Origin of the sequence: Microbacterium sp. zg-Y625 (assembly GCF_030246925.1) — a bacterium.
Lineage (GTDB): Bacteria > Actinomycetota > Actinomycetes > Actinomycetales > Microbacteriaceae > Microbacterium > Microbacterium jiangjiandongii.
Map to the genome: position 1 here is coordinate 2,289,589 of NZ_CP126740.1, position 22,543 is coordinate 2,312,131.

At 70.6% G+C, this 22,543-nt stretch carries 22 protein-coding genes and 1 pseudogene; 12 read left to right on the forward strand and 11 right to left on the reverse strand.

Annotated elements, in window-relative coordinates; all coding sequences use genetic code 11:
• The first annotated feature begins 64 nt into the window (after positions 1-64).
• On the forward strand, positions 65-1,375 hold the full coding sequence (locus tag QNO14_RS10565) for a DUF4032 domain-containing protein (RefSeq protein ID WP_257495529.1): 1,311 nt from the start codon (positions 65-67) through the stop codon (positions 1,373-1,375).
• Between the two features lie 7 nt (positions 1,376-1,382).
• On the opposite strand, the gene QNO14_RS10570 is transcribed toward QNO14_RS10565, so the two are convergent.
• Genes QNO14_RS10570 through cysS form a run of 3 tightly spaced genes read right to left on the reverse strand, consistent with a single transcriptional unit; the run spans position 1,383 to position 4,427 of the window.
• Positions 1,383-2,021, reverse strand: a complete 639-nt coding sequence (locus tag QNO14_RS10570; RefSeq protein WP_257505249.1) for an NAD(P)-dependent oxidoreductase — start codon at positions 2,019-2,021, stop codon at positions 1,383-1,385.
• An 8-nt stretch (positions 2,022-2,029) separates the two neighbouring features.
• A complete protein-coding gene (gene rlmB / locus QNO14_RS10575; protein ID WP_257495527.1) occupies positions 2,030-3,016 on the reverse strand; it encodes a 23S rRNA (guanosine(2251)-2'-O)-methyltransferase RlmB in 987 nt (328 codons plus the stop codon).
• The gene (gene cysS / locus QNO14_RS10580; RefSeq protein ID WP_257505250.1) at positions 3,009-4,427 is read right to left on the reverse strand and encodes a cysteine--tRNA ligase; all 1,419 of its coding nucleotides are present in this window, start codon (positions 4,425-4,427) and stop codon (positions 3,009-3,011) included. The genes rlmB and cysS overlap by 8 nt, the downstream gene beginning before the upstream one ends.
• A gap of 142 nt (positions 4,428-4,569) precedes the next feature.
• Between cysS and QNO14_RS10585 the strand changes: the two genes are divergently transcribed.
• Both QNO14_RS10585 and QNO14_RS10590 read left to right on the forward strand, forming a co-directional pair.
• Positions 4,570-5,520, forward strand: a complete 951-nt coding sequence (locus tag QNO14_RS10585) for a DMT family transporter (protein ID WP_257505251.1) — start codon at positions 4,570-4,572, stop codon at positions 5,518-5,520.
• Between the two features lie 8 nt (positions 5,521-5,528).
• Entirely contained in the window at positions 5,529-5,996 is a 468-nt protein-coding gene (locus tag QNO14_RS10590) for a GNAT family N-acetyltransferase (protein ID WP_257505253.1), read from the forward strand.
• A 57-nt stretch (positions 5,997-6,053) separates the two neighbouring features.
• Here the strand turns inward: QNO14_RS10590 and ispD are convergent, their stop codons facing one another.
• Positions 6,054-7,253 carry a 2-C-methyl-D-erythritol 4-phosphate cytidylyltransferase gene (ispD, locus tag QNO14_RS10595; protein WP_257505254.1) on the reverse strand — a complete coding sequence of 400 codons (1,200 nt, stop codon included), beginning with the start codon at positions 7,251-7,253 and terminating at the stop codon, positions 6,054-6,056.
• 35 nt (positions 7,254-7,288) lie between these two features.
• The gene (locus QNO14_RS10600; protein WP_257495522.1) at positions 7,289-7,771 is read right to left on the reverse strand and encodes a CarD family transcriptional regulator; all 483 of its coding nucleotides are present in this window, start codon (positions 7,769-7,771) and stop codon (positions 7,289-7,291) included.
• A gap of 157 nt (positions 7,772-7,928) precedes the next feature.
• Here QNO14_RS10600 and QNO14_RS15365 point away from each other — a divergent pair.
• Positions 7,929-8,033 (forward strand): annotated as a pseudogene (locus QNO14_RS15365) (DNA modification methylase); the annotation flags it as partial.
• A 408-nt stretch (positions 8,034-8,441) separates the two neighbouring features.
• Here the strand turns inward: QNO14_RS15365 and QNO14_RS10610 are convergent.
• Positions 8,442-9,125 (reverse strand): response regulator, encoded by a 684-nt coding sequence (locus tag QNO14_RS10610; protein ID WP_257495520.1) that lies wholly within the window; start codon positions 9,123-9,125, stop codon positions 8,442-8,444.
• A complete protein-coding gene (locus tag QNO14_RS10615; RefSeq protein WP_257505258.1) occupies positions 9,122-10,348 on the reverse strand; it encodes a sensor histidine kinase in 1,227 nt (408 codons plus the stop codon). Before QNO14_RS10615 ends, QNO14_RS10610 begins: the two co-directional genes overlap by 4 nt.
• A 187-nt stretch (positions 10,349-10,535) precedes the next feature.
• On the opposite strand from QNO14_RS10615, the gene phoU reads away from it, so the two are divergent.
• The gene (gene phoU, locus QNO14_RS10620) at positions 10,536-11,216 is read left to right on the forward strand and encodes a phosphate signaling complex protein PhoU (protein WP_257505259.1); all 681 of its coding nucleotides are present in this window, start codon (positions 10,536-10,538) and stop codon (positions 11,214-11,216) included.
• A 61-nt stretch (positions 11,217-11,277) separates the two neighbouring features.
• Here phoU and QNO14_RS10625 read toward each other — a convergent pair whose 3' ends face one another.
• Complete coding sequence (locus QNO14_RS10625; protein WP_257495517.1) at positions 11,278-12,027, reverse strand: phosphoglyceromutase; 750 nt, start codon at positions 12,025-12,027, stop codon at positions 11,278-11,280.
• A gap of 51 nt (positions 12,028-12,078) precedes the next feature.
• Here QNO14_RS10625 and QNO14_RS10630 point away from each other — a divergent pair, with 51 nt between their 5' ends.
• A complete protein-coding gene (locus QNO14_RS10630; RefSeq protein ID WP_257505260.1) occupies positions 12,079-12,894 on the forward strand; it encodes a class I SAM-dependent methyltransferase in 816 nt (271 codons plus the stop codon).
• 53 nt (positions 12,895-12,947) lie between these two features.
• Here the strand turns inward: QNO14_RS10630 and ygfZ are convergent, their stop codons facing one another.
• From ygfZ to QNO14_RS10645, 3 genes are all read right to left on the reverse strand, one after another.
• Positions 12,948-14,033 (reverse strand): CAF17-like 4Fe-4S cluster assembly/insertion protein YgfZ, encoded by a 1,086-nt coding sequence (gene ygfZ, locus QNO14_RS10635; RefSeq protein WP_257505261.1) that lies wholly within the window; start codon positions 14,031-14,033, stop codon positions 12,948-12,950.
• Entirely contained in the window at positions 14,033-14,632 is a 600-nt protein-coding gene (locus tag QNO14_RS10640; protein ID WP_257505262.1) for a nitrobindin family protein, read from the reverse strand. Before QNO14_RS10640 ends, ygfZ begins: the two co-directional genes overlap by 1 nt.
• A gap of 134 nt (positions 14,633-14,766) precedes the next feature.
• Positions 14,767-15,057, reverse strand: coding sequence for a hypothetical protein (locus tag QNO14_RS10645; RefSeq protein ID WP_257495513.1), 291 nt, complete (start codon positions 15,055-15,057; stop codon positions 14,767-14,769).
• A gap of 115 nt (positions 15,058-15,172) precedes the next feature.
• Here QNO14_RS10645 and QNO14_RS10650 point away from each other — a divergent pair, with 115 nt between their 5' ends.
• From QNO14_RS10650 to pstA, 6 genes are all read left to right on the forward strand, one after another.
• Complete coding sequence (locus QNO14_RS10650) at positions 15,173-15,874, forward strand: response regulator transcription factor (protein WP_257495512.1); 702 nt, start codon at positions 15,173-15,175, stop codon at positions 15,872-15,874.
• A 53-nt stretch (positions 15,875-15,927) separates the two neighbouring features.
• Positions 15,928-18,096, forward strand: a complete 2,169-nt coding sequence (locus QNO14_RS10655) for an RNA degradosome polyphosphate kinase (protein ID WP_257495511.1) — start codon at positions 15,928-15,930, stop codon at positions 18,094-18,096.
• Positions 18,093-19,037, forward strand: coding sequence for an NUDIX hydrolase (locus QNO14_RS10660; protein WP_257505263.1), 945 nt, complete (start codon positions 18,093-18,095; stop codon positions 19,035-19,037). Before QNO14_RS10655 ends, QNO14_RS10660 begins: the two co-directional genes overlap by 4 nt.
• A 243-nt stretch (positions 19,038-19,280) precedes the next feature.
• Positions 19,281-20,381, forward strand: coding sequence for a phosphate ABC transporter substrate-binding protein PstS (pstS, locus tag QNO14_RS10665; RefSeq protein ID WP_257505264.1), 1,101 nt, complete (start codon positions 19,281-19,283; stop codon positions 20,379-20,381).
• 73 nt (positions 20,382-20,454) lie between these two features.
• Entirely contained in the window at positions 20,455-21,411 is a 957-nt protein-coding gene (gene pstC / locus QNO14_RS10670) for a phosphate ABC transporter permease subunit PstC (RefSeq protein ID WP_257505265.1), read from the forward strand.
• Complete coding sequence (pstA, locus tag QNO14_RS10675; RefSeq protein WP_257505266.1) at positions 21,411-22,523, forward strand: phosphate ABC transporter permease PstA; 1,113 nt, start codon at positions 21,411-21,413, stop codon at positions 22,521-22,523. The genes pstC and pstA overlap by 1 nt, the downstream gene beginning before the upstream one ends.
• The last annotated feature ends 20 nt before the right edge of the window (positions 22,524-22,543 follow it).

The following is a 22,543-nucleotide window of genomic DNA, read 5'->3' on the forward strand; positions in this document are numbered from 1 at the left end:
GCAACCGCGCGGCGCGGGTAGCCTTGGGGCTACCCGCGCCGTGTCGTTTCCGCCAGGAGTTCCCGTGTCTTCAGCCCTCAGCATCACCGCGAGTTCGGTCGACCCCGGCCTTCTGACACTCCCCTGGTCCACGCCTCTCGCGGAGTGGCCCTCGCAGCACATCGTGTTCCTCCCCAAGGGCATCTCGCGGCACCTGGTGCGCTTCGCCAACCTCTCCAACCGCGTGGTCGCCATCAAGGAGACCACCGAGCAGATGGCCCGGCGCGAGTACGAGATGCTCGGCAACCTGGCCCGTCTCGACGTGCCGTGCGTCAGCCGCGTCGCGGTGATCGCCGGCCGCACCGACGACGACGGAACCCCGCTGCCTGCGGCTCTCGTCACGGCGCACCTCAAGTTCTCCCTGCCCTACCGGGCCCTGTTCACCCAGGTGCTGCGCCCTGACACGGCATCCCGCCTCGTCGACGCTCTCGCGGTGCTGCTCGTGCGTCTGCACAACGTCGGGTTCTTCTGGGGCGACGTGTCGCTCTCGAACACGCTCTTCCGTCGCGACGCGGGCGCCTTCGCCGCCTACCTCGTCGACGCCGAGACCGGCGAGCTGCACGAGTCGGGCCTGACCCGCGGCCAGCGCGAGCACGACCTCGACGTGGCGCGCACCAACATCGCCGGCGAGATCATGGACCTCGAGGCCGGCGGCCGGCTCGAGGGCGGCGTGGATGCCGTCGCGATCGCCGACGGCATCGTTTCGTCCTACCACTCGCTGTGGGGCGCGCTGACGGACCGCGAGACCTTCGCCGCCAACGAGTCGTGGCGCATCACGGAGCGGGTCAAGCGCCTCAACGACCTCGGCTTCGACATCGGCGAGATGTCGATCGAGTCCACCTCCGACGGCACCCGCGTGTCGATTCAACCGAAGGTCGTGGATGCCGGGCACCATCAGCGGCGCCTGCTGCGGCTGACGGGGCTCGACGTGGAGGAGAACCAGGCGCGCCGGCTGCTCAACGACCTCGACGAGTTCGCTGCGCGCGTCTCACGCCTGGGGTCGGACGAGGACATGGTGGCCCACGAATGGCTCACGCGCGTCTTCGAGCCGGTGGTGAAGGCCATCCCCTGGGACCTGCGCGCGAAGCTGGAGCCCGCCGAGGTGTTCCACCAGGTGCTCGAGCACCGCTGGTACATGTCGCAGGCGCGCGGTCGCTCGGTGCCGCTGGCGGAGACCCTCACGAGCTACATCGAGAACGTGCTGCGCCACCGCCGCGACGAGGCGACGGTCGTCGGTCCGCAGACCGAGACCCTCTCGCTCGCGCTGATGCAGACCGAGACGATCCCCGTCACCACCGAAGAAGAAGACGCGGTCGACTGGCGCGACCTGGTGTGACTCCGGGTCAGTACCCGACGGTGAAGCGCTGTCGGTGGTGCTTCGGGGATTCGATCTCATCGAGCACCGCGACCGCGAGGTCGGGACCCGAGATGTACGACTCGCCCGCGTCGTCGGTGACGAGCACGTCGCCGCCGACGCGGTAGCTGCCGGTGCGCTCGCCCGGGTTGAAGGCTCCGAAGCCGCCGGCCGGATGCACGAAGAACCAGTCGCGCGCGGCATCCGTCGCCTGAAGGTCTTCGAGGATGCCGATGGCCTCGAACGCCTCGGCCTTGAACTCCTCGGGGAAGTCGGTGTCGATGAGCCGCGGACCGTCCGGTGCGACGAGGCTGCCCCCGGCGCCGCCGATGACCCCGACGCGCACATCCTCGGGGAGGGCGGCGACCAGCTCGGCGACCGCGTCGCGCATCTTGCCCTCCATGTCGCCGCGGGGCGAGGTCGCCACCACGACGACCTCGACGCCTTCGAGCTGGCCGACGAGGGTGGGGACGTCGAGGATCGTCCCGACGAGGTACGTGGCCCCCTCGATGCGGTCACCGGGCAGCGTGCGGGCGACCGAGATCACGGTGTGACCGCGCTCGAGCGCCTCGGCGACGATGTTGCGGCCGGCGAAGCCGGTGCCGCCGATGACAGCAATGCGGGTCATGGCTTTCCTCAGTCCTGCGTCGAGCGCATCGTCGAGACCTGGTACAGCGCGACGGATGCCGCAATGCCGGCGTTCAGCGACTCGGTCGCCGCCGAGATCGGGATGGAGACGATCTGGTCGCAGGTCTCGGTGACCAGGCGCGACAGCCCCTTACCCTCGGACCCGACCACGATGACCACGGGCCGGTCGGCGAGCTTCAGTTCGGGAAGCGACACCTCGCCGCCGCCGTCCAAGCCCAGCACGAACACGCCCTGCTTCTTGAACTCCTTGAGCGTGCTGGTGAGGTTCGGCGCGATGACGACGGGGATGCGGGCGGCGGCTCCCGCGCTGGTCTTCCAGGCGGCGGAGTTGACGCTCGCGCTGCGACGCTGCGGAAGGATCACACCGTGCCCGCCGAACGCGGCGGTGGAGCGGATGATCGCACCGAGGTTGCGGGGGTCGGTCACGCCGTCGAGGGCGACGAGCAGCGGCACCTGGTCGCGGTCGATGATCTGCTCCAGCAGGTCCTGCGGGTGCCCGTACTCGTACGGCGGCACCTTGATCGCGACGCCCTGGTGCACACCGTCGAAACCGGCCATGCGGTCCAGCTCCGGGCGAGTGACCTCCATCACGGGGATGCCGCGGTGGGTCGCGATCGACAGCATCTCCTTGACGCGGTCGTCCATCTCCACGCGCTGGGCGATGTAGAACGCCGTCGCGGGGATCTTGGCGCGCAGCGCCTCGAGCACCGAGTTGCGACCGGTGACGATCTCGGTGTCGTCTTCCTTCTTCGCACGGCGCTGCGGCGCGGGCTTCTGGCCGGGCGCGCCCTTGCCCCCTGCGGCGGCGTAGCGCTCGGCTGCTGCCTTGCGCTTGCCCGCAGGGTGCCAGGCGCGCTCTTCTGCCTTGGGGGTCGGGCCGCGGCCCTCGAGGGACCGCTTGTTCTTTCCGCCGGTGCCCTTGGTAGGGCCCTTCTTGCCGCTCTTGCTTGCGCCGGGGCGCCCTGGCTTAGCCATTGAGACTCCAATGTGTTCCGTCCGGAGTGTCCTCCAGAGTGATGCCTGCGGCCGCGATCGCATCTCTGATGCGGTCGGCCGCAGGCCAGTCCTTGTCGATGCGCGCCTGAGCGCGCTGGGTGATCATCGTCTGCACCAGCGCGTCGAGCGCGGATGCCGCCACTCCCCCGTCGCCGGTGCGCCACTGCGGGTCCTCGGGGTTGAGCCCCAGCAGACCGGTCATCCGGCCCACCTGCACGGCGGCGCGCGCCGCGGCATCCCTGTCGTCGGCGTCGAGGGCGGCGTTTCCGGCCCGCACGTGCTCGTGCACGACGGCCAGTGCCTGCGGCACCCCGAGGTCGTCGTCCATCGCGGCGGCGAAGGCGTCGGGCAGGTCGGCCACGGTGAGCCAGCTGCCGGCACCCAGCACCCGGGCCGCGCGCGTCTGGAACGTGCGGATGCGATCGAGCGCGGCGGCGGCCTCGTCGAACGACGCCGACGTGATGTCGAGGTTCGAGCGGTAGTGCGCCGCGGCGAGCGCGTAGCGCACCACGAGCGGCTCGTACTGGCGCAGCACGTCGTCGGCCAGCAGGAAGTTGCCGAGCGACTTCGACATCTTCTGGTCGCCGACGGTCACGAGGCCGTTGTGCACCCAGTACCCCGCGAATGCGTTGCCGGCGGCGGTGGACTGCGCCAACTCGTTCTCGTGGTGCGGGAAGCGCAGGTCGAGGCCGCCGCCGTGGATGTCGAACGACGGACCGAGGTAGCGCCGCGACATCGCGGAGCACTCGATGTGCCAACCGGGGCGGCCACGGCCCCACGGCGACTCCCATACGGCATCCGCCGGTTCCTCGGGCTTGGCGCCCTTCCACAGCGCGAAGTCGCGGGGGTCGCGCTTGCCACGGGGGTCGGCGTCGGCCGCCGGCTCCATGGCATCCAGCGACTGGCGGGTCAGCTCGCCGTACGACGGCCACGAGCGCACGTCGAAGTAGACGTCGCCGCCGGCGGCGGGGTACGCGTGGCCCGCGTCGATGAGGCGGGCGATGAGCTCGAGCATCTGCGGGATGGATGCCGTCGCCCGGGGCTCGTACGTCGGGGGCAGGATGCCGATGGTCGCGTACGCGCGGGAGAACTCGAGCTCCATGCGGTACGCCAGCGCCCACCACGGCTCGTTCTCGGTCGCGTTCGCGAGCACCTTGTCATCGATGTCGGTGACGTTGCGCACCAACGTGACCCGCCCGAAGCGGTGGGCGAGCCAGCGGCGGAGGATGTCGAAGCTCAGCGCGCCGCGCAGGTGACCGATGTGCGGGCCGGATTGCACGGTGGGTCCGCAGACGTAGACGGTGACGTTCGAGGGGTCGGCGGGGACGAAGTCGCGCAGTGCCTGCGCCTTCGTGTCATAGAGCTTCACGCCCGTACCGCCATTGCTCACTGCACCAGCCTACCGGCGAGGGCGCTCGGTTCCTGAGATCCGCGTCGGCGCTGGGTGCCGCGGCCGCGGCGGGTTCCGTTTCGGGGCAGCGCCAGCCCCGCGCGTCACGAGCCCGACACGCGGGTCCGCTAGAACTGACGTGATGCTCCCCGTTCTCGCCGTCCTCGCCGCCGCCGTGCTCTTCGGCACGACCGGCACCGCGCAGGCGCTGGGTCCCGACGACAGCACCCCCTGGGCAGTCGGGGCAGTGCGCTTGACGATCGGCGGCACTGCGCTCGCGGCCCTCGCGTTCTCGCTGGGTGCGCGACAGCGACGCCGCACCGCGGCCGGCGCCGCGGCCACCTCCGCGCGCCCCGCCCCACGGCCGGTGCTCGACCGTCGCGCCCTGCTGCTGATGGCGGCCACCGGCACCTGCCTGGCGCTGTATCAGCCGCTGTTCTTCCTCGGCGCCGAGCGCAACGGCGTCGCCGTCAGCACCGTGATCGCGCTGGGATCAGCCCCGGTAATCGCGGGGCTCGTCGAGTGGGCATTGACCCGCCGTGTCCCCTCGGGGGCATGGCTGGGTGCGACGGCGCTCGCGACGACGGGAGTGGTGCTGCTGGGTGCGGGCGGCGCGGCCGCCGGCGGCAGCGACCCCGCGGGGCTTGTCGCCTCCCTCGCGGCGGGCGCCGCCTTCGCCGTACAGGCCAACGTGCAGCGGCGGCTGATGGATGCCGGCTGGGACCCGTTCGCCGTCGGCGGGGCGATGGGGCTCGGCGGCGCCGCGTGGGGCCTCGCCATGCTGCTGTTCGCCGACCTGACGTGGCTGGCCTCGCCCGACGGGCTCGCGATGGCGCTGTGGCTCGGGCTCGCGACGGTCGGCATCGCGTACACGCTGTTCACCTGGGGGCTGCTGCGGCTCACCGCCGCCACCGCCGCCACGCTCACCCTGGCCGAGCCGCTGACCGCGTCGCTGCTGGGCATCGGCGTGCTCGGCGAACGCCTGAGCCCACCGGCGCTGCTCGGGCTGGCCGTGCTGGTTGCGGGCCTGGTGCTGCTGGCCTGGAGCTCCCGCGCCCCGCGAGACCCCGCGCCATACGCCGTCGAAGGCTGAGGAGACACGTGACCCTGCAGATACGCACCGACGACCTCACTGGTGAGGCTACCTGCGCCCTCATCGCGGCCCACCTCGACGCGATGCATGCGCAGACCCCCACCGAGAGCGTGCACGCACTGGGCGTCGAGCAGCTGCGGCAGCGGCACATCACCGTGTGGTCCGCCTGGGAGGGTGACGACCTCGCGGGCGTGGGCGCACTGCAGCGGCGGGATGCCACCCATGGCGAGATCAAGTCCATGCGGGTCGCCTCGACCCACCTGCGACGCGGCGTGGCCCGGGCGCTGCTGCGCCATATCGTGGCCGAGGCACGCGTCATGGGGCTCCTGCGCCTGCAGCTCGAGACGGGCTCGGGGCCCGACTTCGCCGCAGCACGGGCACTGTACCTCGGCGAGGGGTTCACCCCCTGCGGCCCATTCGGCGACTACACCGACGACCCGCTCTCGACCTACTTCGTGCGGGAGCTGCCGCGGTAGCGCGCGCGCACGACCTCACCGGAACCGCGCGACCGCGACCGTAACCGCGCGCGCCGCTCAGGCCGGGACGATCATCGCGACCGCGAACGCGGCCACGCCTTCGCCGGTGCCGGTGAAGCCCAGTCCGTCGGTGGTCGTCGCCGACACCGAGACCGGCGCCCCGCCGAGGGCGGCCGAGAGAACCTGCTCCGCCTCGGCACGCCGATCCGCGAAGCGGGGGCGGCGCGCCTGCACCTGCACCGAGACGTTGCCGACGGCCCAGCCGGCCTCGCCGAGCAGCGCGCGGGTGCGCGCGAGGAACGCGTCGGCGTGCGCGCCGGCGTACTCGGGCCGGTCGGTGCCGAAGTGCGTGCCGATGTCGCCGAGCCCGGCCGCGGCCAGCAGTGCATCGACGATCGCGTGGGCGACGGCATCCCCGTCGGAGTGACCCGACAGCGGCTGCTCCCCCGGCCACTCCAGACCGGCGAGCCACAGCGTGCCGTCGCCGCCGACCGCGTGCACGTCGGTGCCGACCCCCACGCGCGCAGCGGGCTGCGGCGGGTCCAGACGGCTCGCCGCCGGTGCGACGGGCGACACCAGCGCGCGGGCGCGCTCGAGGTCAGCGGGAGTGGTGATCTTGAAGCTGAGCTGCGACCCGTCGACGACGGTCACGTCGTGACCGGCGGATGCCACGACCGCCGCGTCATCGGTGAACTCCTCCTCGGCAGCCGCGTATGCGGCATCCAGCACGTCACGACGGAACCCCTGTGGGGTCTGTGCGGCAGCCAGCTCGGCACGGTCGACGCCCGCGACGATGCGCGCGCCGTCGACCCGCTTCAGGGTGTCGATGACGGGCAGCACCGGAATGACTCCCGCGGCGCCCGCGTCGACCGCCACGATGACGCGTTCGAACACCGCCGGCGGGGTGAGCGCGCGGGCGGCGTCGTGCACGAGCACGACCTCGACATCGGGCCACACCGCGTGCAGACCTGCCGCCACCGATGCTTGGCGCGTGGCGCCGCCCGTGACCACATGCACCAGGTCCCGACGATCGCCGGATGCTTCCAGGGCATCGGTCTGCGCGTCGCCCTCCCGTCCGGGAGGGGCGACGACGATCACCTGCGCGCTGGTCGCGGCGAAGACGCCTTCGAGGCAGTGACGCAGGATGGTGTGCTCATCGATCCCGACGAACGCCTTCGGATCCGCGGCACCCAGACGGGTGCCGGATCCGGCGGCGACGACGATGACGGCGACACGGGGAACGGGCGTGATGTCCACGCCTCGAACCTACCCGGCGATGCGTTGGGCCGGGCTCAGCTGGCGAGCACCTCGTCGAGGACGACGCTCGCGCGCTCCTCGTCGGTCTTCTCCGCCAGCGCGAGCTCCGAGATGAGGATCTGGCGCGCCTTGGCGAGCATGCGCTTCTCACCCGCAGAGAGTCCGCGGTCCTGGTCACGGCGCCACAGGTCGCGCACGACCTCGCTCACCTTGATGACGTCGCCCGACGCGAGCTTCTCGAGGTTCGCCTTGTAGCGGCGCGACCAGTTGGTCGGCTCCTCGGTGAAGGGTGCACGCAGCACCTCGAAGACGCGGTCCAGTCCCTCTTGGCCGATGACGTCACGGACGCCCACCAGATCGACGTTCTCCGCCGGCACCTCGATGATCAGATCGCCTTGCGTGACGTTCAGCTTGAGATACTTCTTCGTCTCGCCCTTGATCACCCGTTCTTTGACTTCGATGATCGTTGCGGCCCCGTGGTGCGGGTAGACAACCGTCTCGCCAACCTCAAAAAGCATGCAGTTGTGTCCTTTCGGCAACCTCCAGAATACCACAGGCGACATACGCTAAGGTTCGCCGGCCTGCGGCGACTGCACCGTCCCGGATCGCGGCGGCGCACCGCGTAGACTGCTCAGGATGTCGTCTGCTTCTCCGGGAGGAACCGTGAAATCGCGCCTGCTCGCGTCGCTCGCTCTGGGTGCCGCCGTCGTCGTGGGAGCGACCGGTTGCAACATGCTCGCCCCTCAGGCGACCACGATCGCCTACTCCCCGTCTGACGGGGTCAACGTTCCCGCTCCGGGACCGGTCGACGTGCTCAACGCGATGGTCATCGCGAACGAAGACGGCTCCGCCGGCAACTTCATCGCCGCGTTCGTCAACACCTCCCTCGAGCCGCAGGAGATCACCGTCGCGGTGCAGAACGGCGAGGCGGAGATCATCGAGCTCGCCGCCGGTGAGAGCGTCAGCCTGGGCGTCGATGTCGAGCCGATCCTGTTCACCGACCTCGGCGTTCCCGCCGGCGCCACCGTGCCGATGGCCTTCCAGACGGGCATGGAGTCCGGCACCGTCGCCGAGATCCCCGTGCTCGACGGCGCGCTGCCGTACTACACCGAGTTCGAGCCGGTCGAAGAAGAACTCATCGAGGACTGAGCACGCCCCTCCCCCTGCGGCCCCGCCGCGCGGGGCGCGTCATGCTTCGAAGCGGTAACCCAGTCCGCGAACGGTCACGAGCATGACCGGTTCGCTCGGGTTCTCCTCGATGCGCGACCTGATGCGCTTGATGTGCACGTCGAGCGTCTTGGTGTCGCCGTAGTAGTCGCTTCCCCACACCCGGTCGATCAGCTGGCCGCGCGTCAGCACCCGGCCGGCGTTGCGCATGAGCAGTTCGAGCAGCTCGAACTCCTTCAGCGGCATGCTGATCTCGGTGCCGTCGACGCTCACAGCGTGACGGTCGATGTCGAGCGACACCCGCCCGCCGGTGAGCACCCGCTCGTCCTGGTGATCGTCGACCGGTGCGCTGCGCCGCAGCACGGCACGCATGCGGGCGAGCAGCTGGCGCGATGAGTACGGCTTCGTGACGTAGTCGTCCGCGCCGAGCTCGAGCCCCACGACGATGTCGACTTCGGAGTCCTTGGCCGTCAGCATGATGATCGGCACGGTCGAGGTCGACCGGATCTGGCGGCACACCTCCGTGCCCGGCATGCCCGGAAGCATGAGGTCGAGCAGGATGATGTCCGCACCGTTCGCGCCGAACATCCGCAGCGCCGTCGGTCCGTCCGCCGCGATCTCGACGTCGAACCCCTCGCGCCGCAGCAGGTAGGCCAGGGGGTCGGCGAGATCCGGCTCGTCCTCGACGATCAGCACGCGGGTCATCGGGGCTCTCCGTTCGGAACCGCCGCGGTGGCGCGGCTGGGCTTGATGCGGGACTTCTTCTTGCCTGGCCGTTCGTCGCCGCGCAGGGCGTCGGTGTCCGGTCCACTGGCGCGCGGAAGGCGGATCGTGAAGGTCGATCCCTGTCCGGGCTGCGACCACAGGCGCACGTCCCCGCCGTGGCGGTGGGCGGCGTGCTTGACGATGGCGAGCCCCAGCCCGGTGCCGCCGGTCTGGCGTGAGCGGGCCTGGTCGGCGCGGTAGAACCGCTCGAACACCCGCTGCTGCTCGCTCTCGGCGATGCCGATCCCGCGGTCGGTGACGGCGATCTCGACCACGCCGTCCGTGCCCCTGACGCCGACGCCCACGCGGGACCCCGCCGGGGAGTAGGCGATGGCGTTGGCGATGAGGTTTCCGACGGCTTCGCCGAGGATCTGCGCGTCGCCGCGCACGTACAGGCCGCGGTCGCCGCCACGCACGAGTTCCACGCCCGCGGCATCCGCCTGCGTCTCATGGGCCTCGACCGCCGACGCGACGATCTGATCGATCGAGACGTCGCGCACCTCTGCCAGGTCATCGGCCGCCTGCAGGCGCGAGAGGTGCATGATCCGCCCGGTCAGCCGACTGAGTCGCTGCGCCTCCGCGTGCAGACGACCGGCGAAGGTACGCACCTGCTCCGGGTCGTCGGCGGCCGACTCGATCGCCTCCGACAGCAGCATGATCGCGCCGACGGGCGTCTTCAGCTCGTGACTGGTGTTGGTCACGAAATCCCGCCGCATCTCCTCCACGCGCTCGCGCTCGGTGATGTCGCGCACCACCAGCAGCACGAGCCGGGGCGTGACGGGGTACGCGCGTGCGGTCACCAGGCGCGTCCGCGCGATGCTGGCGTCGCGCTCCAGCCGCAGGGTCTCGGTGGCGGGGCGCTCGCTCGCGCGGGCGGTGCGGACGAGGGCCCGCAGCGCCTGACTGGGCAGCACCGCGCCTTCCTGCATGCCGAACAGCTCCGCGGCACCCGATGCCGCGACCACGGTCGCCGAGGCGTCGACGACCGCCGCGGGATCCTCCATGCCCTCCAGCACGGCACGCAGGCCGTCGGGCAGATGCGACGAGTCGTGCGCCAGCGCTCGGTCCCGTGCGCGCAGCGCCAGCGCGATCAGCAGAGCGAACGAGACGCCCACGAGCATGCCGGCAAGCAGGGCGAGCAGCGCCAGCTGCGTCGAATCCATGGCTCCAGCGTAAACGGGCGGTGCCGGCATAAGCGTCCAGTTGCGGCCGAGCCGGGGCGGCGCGGGATACTATTCACTCGGGCGGCACCGTTCGTTAACCTTCGCCGAACAGAATCGCCGGGCTTGCGAATCATGCCGAGCCGCGAGGACGAAGCGGTGCTGTGCCCCGCGAAAAGGAAGGTGCCCCATGCGCGAAGTGTTCCACCAGTCCCTCGAGGACGTGCAGGGCCGACTGGTCGAGATCGCCGAGCTCGTCGCGGTGGCCATCGAGAAGGCCACCCGCGCGTTCGGAACGAGCGACGTGGGACTGGCCGAAGAGGTCATCGAGGCCGACCAGATCATCGACGACAAGGCCATCGAGCTCGACGAGCTCGCGATCCAGATCCTCGCCCGTCAGCAGCCGGTCGCACGCGACCTGCGCATCGTCGTAGCGGCGCTGCGCGTCTCCGCCTCTCTCGAGCGCATGGGCGACATCGCCGAGCACATCGCCCAGCTCACCCGCATGCGCTTTCCCGAGCGGGCGATCCCGCGCGGTCTCAAGAACACGTTCACGAAGATGGGCGAGCTCGACGTGCGCGTAGCGCGGCTGCTCACCGAACTGCTGCGCACCGAGGATCTGTCGCTGGTCGAGCAGATCCGCGTCGCGGAGGACAAGCTCGACGACCTGCACATCTCGGTCTTCGAGAAGGTGCTCGGCGACAACTGGCAGGGCGAGGCGGCCGCGACAGTGGATGCCACCCTTGCGAGCCGCTACCACGAGCGTTTCGCCGACCACGCCGAGTCGGTGGCCAAGAAGGTGCTGTACCTCGCCACCGGCGACTGGTCGGCCGACCCCGAGATGGTGCTGCGCGCCCAGCTGGACGCCTGACCTCATACGCGAAGAGGGGCGGATGCCAGTGGCATCCGCCCCTCTCTTCGTGCGTGACGCGTTACTTCTTGCCCTGCGCGGCCACGGCGGCGGCTCCCGCGGCGGCGGCCTCGGGGTCGAGGTAGCGTCCGGGCTCCAGCGGCATCATGTCGGCGCCGAGGCGGTAGACCAGCGGAATGCCGGTGGGGATGTTCAGCTGCGCGATGTCCTCGTCGCTGATGCCCTCGAGGTGCTTCACGAGCCCTCGCAGCGAGTTGCCGTGGGCGGTGACGAGCACCGTCTTGCCGGCCTGCAGGTCGGGCACGATGTCGTTCTGCCAGTACGGCAGCATGCGGTCGATCACGAGCTTCAGCGACTCGGTGGCGGGCACCTCGCCGTCGATGCCGACGTAGCGCGGGTCACCGACCTGGCTGTACTCGTCGTCGGCGGCCAGCGGCGGCGGCGGCACGTCGAACGAACGGCGCCAGAGCATGAACTGCTCCTGGCCGTACTCGGCGAGCGTCTGCGCCTTGTCCTTGCCCTGCAGCGCGCCGTAGTGGCGTTCGTTCAGACGCCACGACCGCTTCACCGGAATCCACAGCCGGTCGGCGGAATCGAGGGCGATGTTCGCGGTCTGGATCGCGCGGCTGAGCACCGAGGTGTGCAGGATGTCGGGCAGCACGTCGGCCTCGGCCATCAGCCGGCCGCCGCGTTCGGCCTCGGCCTTGCCCTGCTCGGTCAGGCGGACATCGACCCACCCGGTGAAGAGGTTCAGCTCGTTCCACTCGCTCTGGCCGTGGCGGAGGAGGATCAGGGTGTGCGACTCACTCATGCTTCGATCCTACTCGGCGGGCCCCCAGCGCACCCCTGGCATCATTGAGGTATGACGCCCTCCCCGATAGGGCAGATCACGCGTGGCACGACCAACACCAATCGGCTGCGCCGGGTCGATCGCTGGATCGCCCGTCATCCTGCGCTCCGCGCGGCATCCGCCGATCCCCTCGTGGTCGACCTCGGATACGGCGCGAGCGGCGTGACCGCGTTCGAGCTCGAGGCGCGGCTGCGCTCCGCGCGGGCCGACGTCGAGGTGCTCGGGCTCGAGATCGATCCGGCGCGCGTCGCGCGGGCGAACGCGCAGCTGGCCGAACTGCGACGGGGCGGCACCGGCTTCTCCCCCGACGCGCGGGTGTCCTTCGCGCGCGGCGGGTTCGAAGTGCCGGCGCCGCGTGCCCCCACCGTCGTGCGGGCGTTCAACGTGCTGCGCCAGTACGGCGAAGAAGACGTTGCCGCTGCCTGGCAGCGCATGACGGCGCGGCTGGCGCCCGGCGGCATGCTCGTCGAGGGCACCTGCGACGAGATCGGGCGCGTCTGCACCTGGGTGGAGGTCGGAGCGGATGCCGCGCCGCGCTCGCTCACCCTGTCGCTGCGGCTGAGCGCGTTGCAGACACCCTCCATCGCGGCCGAGCGCCTGCCGAAGGCACTCATCCACCGCAACATCCCCGGCGAGCGCGTGCACGATTTTCTGCGCGCCCTCGACACGCAGTGGGGTCAGGCCGCGGTCGTCTCACCCTTCGGGCCGGTGCACCGGTGGCGCACCGCTCTGGAGGGCATGGTCGATGCCGGCTGGCCGCTGCGCACGCCCGCACGGTGGCGGCTGGGCGAGGTCACGGTGCCCTGGAGCGCGGTGGCACCGGGCTGACGGCGGGGGCCGTCGGGGCTGGGTGACCGTGCGGCGGACCGTCGGGCCCGGACTCAGCGCCGACGCGAAAGCCGGGGCAGACGCGGGATCGACGCGGTGGCGCCGGCGTCGGGCGGCACGATGGTCTCCTGGGCGGCGGCCACGGCGCCCCCGTCGGTGTCGACCGTCAGCGTGGCATCCACCGGCACCGAGCGCTTCACGAACGCCAGCGCGATCGGGCCCTCTTCGAAGTGGCGCGCCACCGAGGTGACCTCGCCGACGGCGTCGCCGTCGCGGCGCACGGCCGCGCCGACCTCGGGCATGAGGGCGTCGCTGCCGTCGAGCTGCAGGGCGACCAGGCGGCGGGGCGGGTGACCGAGGTTGTGCACCTTGGCGACGGTCTCCTGGCCGCGGTAGCAGCCCTTGTCGAGGTGCACGGCGGTGCGCATCCAGTCCGCCTCGTGGGGAAGCGTGCGCTCCCCCGCCTCGTTCGCGGCGCGCGGCCGCCATGCGGCGATGCGCAGGGCGTCGGCGGCCAGGGTGCCGGCGAGGGCCAGCTGACCGTCCTTCGCCGCCTGCGCCAGACGCTCGAGCACCGGGCGGGGCACGATGGCCTCGCTCCAGTCCCGTTCGGCGCCCGGGTGCGGATCGGCCGGCGCGTAACCCCAGCCGCCTGCGGCGACACCGGGCCAGGGGTCCGCCCACACCGTCACGGCGTCGGGGAGCTCGCGCGCCACCGCGTCGGCGGTGCCGCCCACGACGGCGACCTCGTCCGACGCGTCGCGCGGGGCGACCCGCAGGCGGAACCGCATGCGGGTGAGCCAGGCGAGCAAGCCCGCCGCGTCGGCGCGGTCGACGATGAGCCAGGTGGTCTCGCCGTCGTCGACGACGGATGCCGCGTGCTCCACGTGACCGTGGGGATCGAGGATGAGCAGCTCGGTGCTCGCTCCGGCGGCAAGGCCCGTGAGCGCCTGAGACGAGAGCGAGTCGAGCCACGACAGGCGGTCTTCGCCGGTCACGGCCAGCACGGCACGGTCACCGAGCGGCGCGAGGGCGTTGCCGGCGGCGAGAGCGCGCTGCTCGGTGGCGGGGGTGCCGACGTGCAGCAGCCGGCCGTCGTCGACGACGGCGGCGGGCACCGAGAGGAACGGGTCGGTCATCACTGCACCCGCGCCAGGCGGGCCGAAGCGTGCGAAGCCAACGGGGAGCCGAGGGCGGCGATGTCCCACGCCCACAGCAGGTGGTTGTCGACGAGCCCGTACATGCGCGTCGCGGCGGCGTAGGGCTTGGTGGATGCCGAGCGCATCACGGCATCCGTCGCGATGTCGATGCGGGGGCCGCGCACCTGCCCGATGTAGAGCTCACTCACGCCGTCGGCATGCACGAGGGCGACCTCGATGCCGAAACCGCCCTCGGGGGTGCGCAGCGCCTCGACGTCGTCGACGGTGCGGGTCTGCGCCTCGGCTGTCGCCGGCAGCAGCCCGGGCCCGGCGTCGGCGGCGGTGGCCGGCCGGCCCAGGCGCCAGAAGCCGGTCTCGGCGACCAGCGGCGTCTGCGGCTCGGTGAGCAGGCGCGCCTGGCCGGAGTAGTTGAGGTAGTCGCCGCCGTCGTGACTGAAGCTCACGCGGTGCGAGAACTCACCCTCGAAGCGCTGCCCGTCGGCGGTCTCGTAGTCGATGACCCCGGTGCCTTCCCAGACCCCGAGCAGCCATGACAGCGGGACGAGGTCCGCGGGGAGGTCGGTCGGCAGCTCGATCACGGAGCCGCCGTCAGCGCTGGCCGCGGTAGAGGTTCTTGACGACCACGGCCGACACGAAAGCGATCGCGAGCCCGGCGAGGCCGAGCAACCCGACGAAGAACATCTCGAGGGCGAAGAGATCCATGGTGCCCACTCTACGCCGGAACGAGGGTGGCCAGACCGAATCCGAACCCGATGACCCCCATCACGACGAGCGCGCCGAGAATGCTGGCGGCCATGCGCTGCGTGAAGTTCTGCGACCGGCCGTAGGCCAGCTGCACCGCGAACGAGAGCACGAGGCATCCACCCAGCGCCACGGTCACCCACGGGGCTCGCCACTCAGCCGGAGCGAACACGCCGATGAGAACGGCCGCGACGGCGGCGACGACCCACACGGCGACGATGCCGCCGAAGGTGCGCCGCGGTGCCAGCTCGGGAATGGTCATGGACCCATTGTTACGCACCCGCCGCCGCTCGTGCGGGAGCGGTGCCAGCAGGGACGGCACCGCGCCCTAGGATGGTGGGCACGACGCGGCCCGCCGCGCCTGGGAGGATCCCCTTTTGGCCCAGCTTCTCGTTCTAAGCTCCGCGCCCGGCGGCACTCCGCCGTTGCCCGCGCTCGAACTTCTGAGCCACCGCGTGCGCCAGATTCCCGCCGAGCCCGCACAGCTGGTGAATGCCCCCAGCGCCGACGTCATCTTCATCGACGCCCGCTTCGACCTCGTGGGCGCGAAGTCGCTGTGCAAGATCCTCACGACCACGGGGCTCGACGCGCCGCTCGTGCTCGTCGTGACCGAGGGCGGGCTCACTGCGGTGTCGACCGACTGGGGCATCGACGACGTCATCCTCGTCTCCGCCGGTCCCGCCGAAGTCGACGCCCGGGTGCGCCTCGCCGTCGGCCGCCAGTCGGCGGAGCAGGTCTCCACGCGCATCCAGACCTCGGGCATCACGATCGACGAGTCCTCGTACTCCGCGAAGGTCCACGGCAAGCCGCTGGACCTCACGTACAAGGAGTTCCAGCTGCTGCACTTCTTCGCCACGCACCCCTCGCGGGTGTTCACGCGCGAGCAGCTGCTCAGCGAGGTCTGGGGCTACGACTACTTCGGCGGCACCCGCACCGTCGATGTGCACGTGCGGCGCCTGCGCGCCAAGCTCGGCGACCTCGAGCAGCTCATCGGCACGGTGCGCAACGTGGGGTACCGCTTCAACGTGTACGAGGACGACGAGCAGGTCCCGACGCCCCGCGAACGATCGCAGGCCTGAACGGATCGGCATCCGTTCACTCCCCCGCCGCGAGGCCCTGACATGATGGGCTGATGATCCACACCGAAGCACTCGACGCCGGTCTGGGCGACGCCGACGACGACGACTTCGACCAGGCCGTCGAGACGTACGATTCACGACTGCCGGAGAACCGGTACCTCGACCGCGAGCTCAGCTGGCTGGCGTTCAACCGCCGCGTGCTGGAGCTCGCGGAGGACCCCGCGCTGCCGGTTCTCGAGCGCGCGAACTTCCTGGCGATCTTCGCCAGCAACCTCGACGAGTTCTTCATGGTGCGCGTCGCCGGCCTCAAGCGCCGCATCGTCACCGGGCTGGCCGTGCCCACCAACGTGGGCCGCTCCCCGCAGGACGTGCTCGGCGACATCTCGGCCGAGGCGCACGCGCTGCAGCTGCGTCACGCCGACGCGTGGACGACGCTCGTGCGTCCGGCGCTGTCCGAAGTCGGCATCGACATCGTGACGTGGCACGACCTCAGCGACGAGGAGCGGACGCTCCTGTACGAGTACTTCCAGGGGCAGGTCTTCCCCGTGCTCATGCCGCTGGCCGTGGACCCGGCCCACCCCTTCCCGTACATCTCGGGGCTGTCGCTGAACCTCGCCATCCGCATCCGCAACGCCCGCACGGGTCGCCAGGAGTTCGCGCGCCTGAAGGTGCCGCCCATGCTCCCCCGCTTCGTGCCGGTGCGCAGCGACGGCGAGACGGTGCGCTACATCCCGCTCGAAGACCTCATCGCCCACAACCTCAAGGATCTCTTCCCGGGCATGGAGATCCTCGACCATCACGCCTTCCGCCTCACCCGCAATGAGGACGTGGTCATCGAGGAGGACGAGACCGAGAACCTCATCCAGGCGCTCGAGGCCGAGCTGCTGCGCCGGCGGTTCGGGCCGCCGATCCGCCTCGAAGTCGGCGACGACATGGACGACCTGACGCTGGACCTGCTCATCAACGAGCTCGGCATCACCCAGCAGGAGGTCTACCGCCTCCCCGGCCCGCTCGACCTGCGGGGCCTGTTCGACCTCGCCCGCATCGACCGGCCGGAGCTGCACTACCCGCCCCACGTGCCCACCACGGCACCGGCCTTCCAGCCGATCGAGCAGAACGGCCGCACCGACCTGTTCGCCGCGATCCGCAAGGGCGACGTGCTGGTGCACCACCCGTACGAGTCGTTCACCACCAGCGTGCAGGCGTTCCTCGAGCAGGCGGCCAAGGACCCGTACGTGCTCGCCATCAAGCAGACCCTCTACCGCACGTCGGGCGACAGCCCCATCGTGAAGGCACTCATCGACGCAGCCGAGGCGGGCAAGCAGGTGCTGGTGCTCGTCGAGGTGAAGGCCCGCTTCGACGAGGCCGCCAACATCGTCTGGGCGCGCAAGCTCGAGAAAGCCGGCGTGCACGTCGTCTATGGCCTCGTGGGGCTGAAGACGCACTGCAAGCTGCTGCACGTGATCCGTCAGGAAGACGGGGCGCTGCGCAGCTACAGCCACATCGGCACCGGCAACTACAACCCCAAGACCAGCCGCCTCTACGAGGACTTCGGGCTGTTCACGATCGACGAGCAGGTGGGCCGAGACCTCACCCGCCTGTTCAACGAGCTGAGCGGCTACGCGATCGAGAAGAAGTTCAAGCGCCTTCTCGTTGCGCCGCTGCACCTGCGCAAGGGTCTGCTGCGACTCATCGACGCCGAGCGGCGCAACGCCCTGGAGGGCAAGCCCGCGTCGGTGCGCATCAAGGTCAACTCGATGGTCGACGAGCAGATCATCGACGCGCTGTACCGCGCCAGCCAGGCAGGCGTGAAGGTCGACGTGTGGGTGCGCGGCATCTGCTCGCTCAAGGTGGGACTCGACGGTGTCAGCGAGAACATCACCGTGCGCAGCATCCTCGGTCGGTACCTCGAGCACTCCCGCATCTTCGCCTTCGAGGGCGGCGGTGACCCGCAGGTGTTCATCGGCAGCGCCGACATGATGCACCGCAACCTCGACCGGCGCGTCGAGGCCCTGGTGCGGGTGACCCAGCCCGCCCACATCAAGGAGCTCATCGACCTGTTCGACCTCGCGATGAGCGAGCGCACCAGCTCGTGGCACCTCGGGCCCGAGGGCGAATGGACCCGGCACCACCTCGACGCGAAGGGCAAGCCGCTGGCGGACCTGCAGGACAAGACCATGGCGGCAGTGCAGCGGCGTCGGCGCGTGCGGGCGGTGCGATGACCGACCTCGCCGTCTACGCGGCGGGCGGCGTCGTCTGGCGCGTCGTCGACGGCAAGCTGCGCGTGCTGCTGATCCACCGCACGCGATACCGCGACGTCACCCTCCCGAAGGGCAAGGTCGACCCCGGCGAGACGCTGGCCGAGACAGCGGTGCGCGAGATCCATGAGGAGACCGGCATCCGAGTCTCCCTGGGCGTCGCCCTGGGCGTGTCTCGGTACCGGCTGCCCAGCAAGAAGCAGAAGATCGTGCACTACTGGTCGGCGCAGGCGACCGAGGCCGCGATCCGCGCGTCGACGTTCGTGCCGAACAAGGAGATCGCGGCGCTCGAGTGGGTGAGCCTCAAGAAGGCGCGCGCGCGGCTGAGCTACCCCGTCGACATCGAGATCCTCGACGGCTTCGCGCGGTTCGTCGACGACGGGGTGCTGGAGACGTTCCCCCTCATCGTGCTGCGTCACGCCAAGGCGGTGTCGCGGGACGAGTGGAAGAAGGCCGACGCCAAGCGGCCGCTGTCGACCAAGGGCACGCGGCAGGCGGCGGCCCTGGTGGGCCCGCTGTCGTCGTTCGGGGTGCGGCGCATCGTCACCAGCCCCGCGGAGCGGTGCACGGCCACGGTGGCGCCACTGGCGGCCGCGCTCGAGCGGCGCGTGGAGCTGACCCCGCTGATCAGTCAGGATGCCTGGGAAGAGGGCCGCTCCGACGCGCGCACCGTGGTGGGCGAGCGGGTGCGGGCGCGCAAGGCCGCGGTGCTGTGCAGTCACGGTCCGGTGCTGCCGGAGATCCTCACCGAGATCGCGCTGGCGACGGGGACGATGCGGGGCTCGTACCTGGGAAGCGCGTCGGCGCTGGAGGTCGCGGCCTTCTCGGTCGTGCACCTGTCCGCGACGAACCCGGGTTCCGGCATCGTGGCGATCGAGACGCACGTCCCGAACCCCTCCCGGTAGCCCGCCGCCGCCGCCGCTCGCGAGTGAGTATTCGTGGTCGCGAGTGAGTATTCGCGGTCTCGAGTGAGTATTCGCGGTGAGTACTCACTCGGCAGCGCGAATACTCACTCGGCGCGTCGAATACTCACTCGCGAGCGAGGGGCTGTTCACCTTTCGTTCACTTGAAGAGCGCACTCTCGTAAGAGTTGCTCTCTATCGTCAGCGGGCCTGCCCCCAGGGCTCCCGCGACACCGAAGGATCACAGTGAAGCTCCCCCGTTTCGCCCGGATCGGCGCGCTGACCGCCGTGGCCGCACTCACCCTCACCGGCTGCGCGGTCAACGAACGCAACCTCCCACCCAGCGACAGCGATCTGTCCGGCACGATCGCCGGCGCCGGCGCATCGTCGCAGGAGGTCGCCGTCCAGGCCTGGACCGCGGGGTTCCAGACCGCCAACCCCGACGTCGAGGTCACCTACGACTCCGCGGGCTCCGGCGCCGGCCGCGAATCGTTCCAGGCAGGCGCCGTCGCGTTCGCCGGATCCGACCGCCCCTTCACCACCGAAGAGCTCGAGGGCACCTTCGCCGGCTGCACCGACGGTTCCGACATCCTGCAGCTGCCGACCTACATCTCCCCCATCGCCATCGTCTTCAACGTCGAAGGCGTCGACGCCCTCGACCTGGATGCCACGACCCTCGCGGGCCTGTTCTCCGGCAAGATCACGAACTGGAGCGACCCGGCCATCGCCGCGCTCAACCCCGACGTCACGCTTCCCGACGTTCCCGTGACCGTCGTGCACCGCGCCGACGACTCCGGCACGACCGAGAACTTCACCGACTACCTCCACCAGGCCGCCCCGGCCGTCTGGACCTGGGAGCCCGACGGCGTCTGGCCCGACACCGACGGCGCGAACGAAGCGGGTCAGGGAACCTCGGGCATCATCTCCTCGGTCACCGCCGGCAACGGCACCATCGGATACGCCGACGCCTCCCGCGCCAGCGAGGAAGGCCTGTCGACCGCCGCGATCAAGGTCGGCGACGAGTTCGTCGAGTACTCCCCCGACGCGGCCGCCGCCGCTGTCGACGTCTCCCCGTTCGAGGAGGGCCGCCCCGACGGCGACCTCGCCATCGCCCTCGACCGGACGACGGATGCCGCCGGGGTCTACCCCATCGTGCTGATCAGCTACATGATCGCGTGCGCCGACTACGTGAACGTCCCGGCCGCCCCGATCGTCAAGGGCTTCCTGGAGTACATCGCGAGCCCCGAGGGGCAGGATGCCGCTGCCGCCAGCGCCGGCAACGCGCCCATCTCGGACGCGCTGCGCGACCAGATCAACGCCGCCATCGACCTCATCGTCACCGAGTGACTGTCCTCCGCCCAGCCCCGGCGCGTTCGGGGCCGGGCCGCACCCCGCTCTCCGCACCCGAGAACAGGACCCCATGACCACCACCACCGCCCCGGCCGACCCGGCCACGACCCGCAAGCCTCCGCAGCGCGCGGGCGACCGCTGGTTCTCGGGCACCGCGCTCTTCGCCGGATCGATGATCCTCGCGACGCTGGCCGCCGTCGCGATCTTCCTCATCGTGCAGTCGATCCCCGGCATGACGGCCACCAGCGAGAATGCCTCGCTGCTGCAGACCAACTTCTGGGACTATGTGTGGCCGCTCGCGTTCGGCACCATCTGGGCGTCGTTCCTGGCGCTGGTCATCGCGGTGCCGCTGTCTGTGTCGGTGGCCCTCTTCATCTCGCACTACGCCCCCCGCCGCCTCGCCGCGGCCCTCGGCTACATCGTCGACCTGCTCGCCGCCGTGCCGTCGGTCGTCTATGGCCTTTGGGGCATCCTCGTGCTCGCCCCCACGGTGCAGCCGGTATACGACTGGCTCGTCACCAACGCGGGCTGGTTCCCCCTCTTCGCCGGCCCCGTCTCGCAGACCGGACGCACCATCTTCACCGCCGCGATCGTGCTCGCCGTCATGATCGTTCCGATCATCACCGCGATCTGCCGCGAGATCTTCCTGCAGACCCCGCGTCTGCATGAAGAGGCCGCCCTCGCGCTGGGCGCCACCCGCTGGGAGATGATCCGCATGGCCGTCTTCCCCTTCGGCCGCTCCGGCATCGTCTCGGCATCCATGCTCGGGCTCGGCCGTGCGCTCGGCGAGACCATGGCCGTCGCCATGGTCCTCTCGGCCACCGGCGTGGTGACCTTCCGCCTGTTCACCCCGTCGAACCCCAGCACCATCCCCGCCAACATCGCCCTCACCTTCCCCGAGTCGTACGGCACCAACGTCAACGTGCTCATCGCGACCGGCCTGATCCTCTTCGTGGTCACGTTCGCCGTCAACGCGCTGGCGCGGTGGGTCGTCAACCGTCGCAAGGAATTCTCGGGGGCCAACTGATGACCGTCACCACCTCTCCCGCTCCCTCCGCGACGCCCTCCCCGGCGTCGGCACCCGCCGCGCTGCGGCTGACCAGCGGGCGCCTGCCGCGCTGGGCGCCGTGGGCGATGCTCGCCGCATCCGCCGCCGGCGTCGCCCTGCTGTTCGCCGTCATCGCAATCGCGGGCGACTCCGACTTCAACATCGCCGGCTGGGCCGTCGTCACGGCCCTGGTCTACCTCGCACTCAGCACCACGATCTCGACGGTCATCGAGGGTCCCCGAAAGGGCATGGACCGCCTGGTCACCGGTGTGGTGACGGCGGCGTTCCTCGTCGCGATGGTGCCGCTGGTGTCGGTGGCCATCACCGTGATCTCCAACGGCGTCGCGGGACTGTCGGCGGAGTTCTTCACGCACTCGATGCGCAACGTCGTCGGCGAGGGCGGCGGCGCGCTGCACGCCATCGTGGGCACGCTGCTGATCACCCTCGCCGCGGCGGCCATCTCGATCCCGATCGGCCTGTTCACGGCGATCTACCTCATCGAGTACGGCGCCGGAAAGCGTCTCGCCCGGGGCATCACGTTCCTCGTCGACGTGATGACCGGCATCCCCTCGATCGTCGCCGGCCTGTTCGCATTCGCCCTGTTCGCGCTGTTCTTCGGCCCGGGCGTGCGGATGGGGATCATGGGAGCGGTGGCGCTGTCGGTGCTGATGATCCCGGTCGTCGTCCGCTCCACCGAGGAGATGCTGCGCCTCGTCCCCAACGAGCTGCGCGAGGCGGCCTACGCGCTGGGCGTGCCGAAGTGGCTGACCATCGTCAAGGTGGTGCTCCCCACCTCCATCGCCGGCATCACGACCGGCATCATGCTGTCGATCTCGCGCGTGATCGGCGAGACCGCACCGCTGCTGATCACCGCCGGCATGGCGACGTCGATGAACTACAACCTCTTCGACGGCCGCATGGCGTCGCTGCCGGTGTTCGTCTACACGCAGTACATGAACCAGGGCATCCCGGGCTCCGCGTACGTCGACCGCGCCTGGGCCGGCGCCCTCGTGCTGATCGTCGCCGTGATGGCGCTGAACCTCATCGCGCGGCTCATCGCGCGGGTGTTCGCCCCCAAGATGAGCCGCTGACGCGGCATCCCATTCTTCCG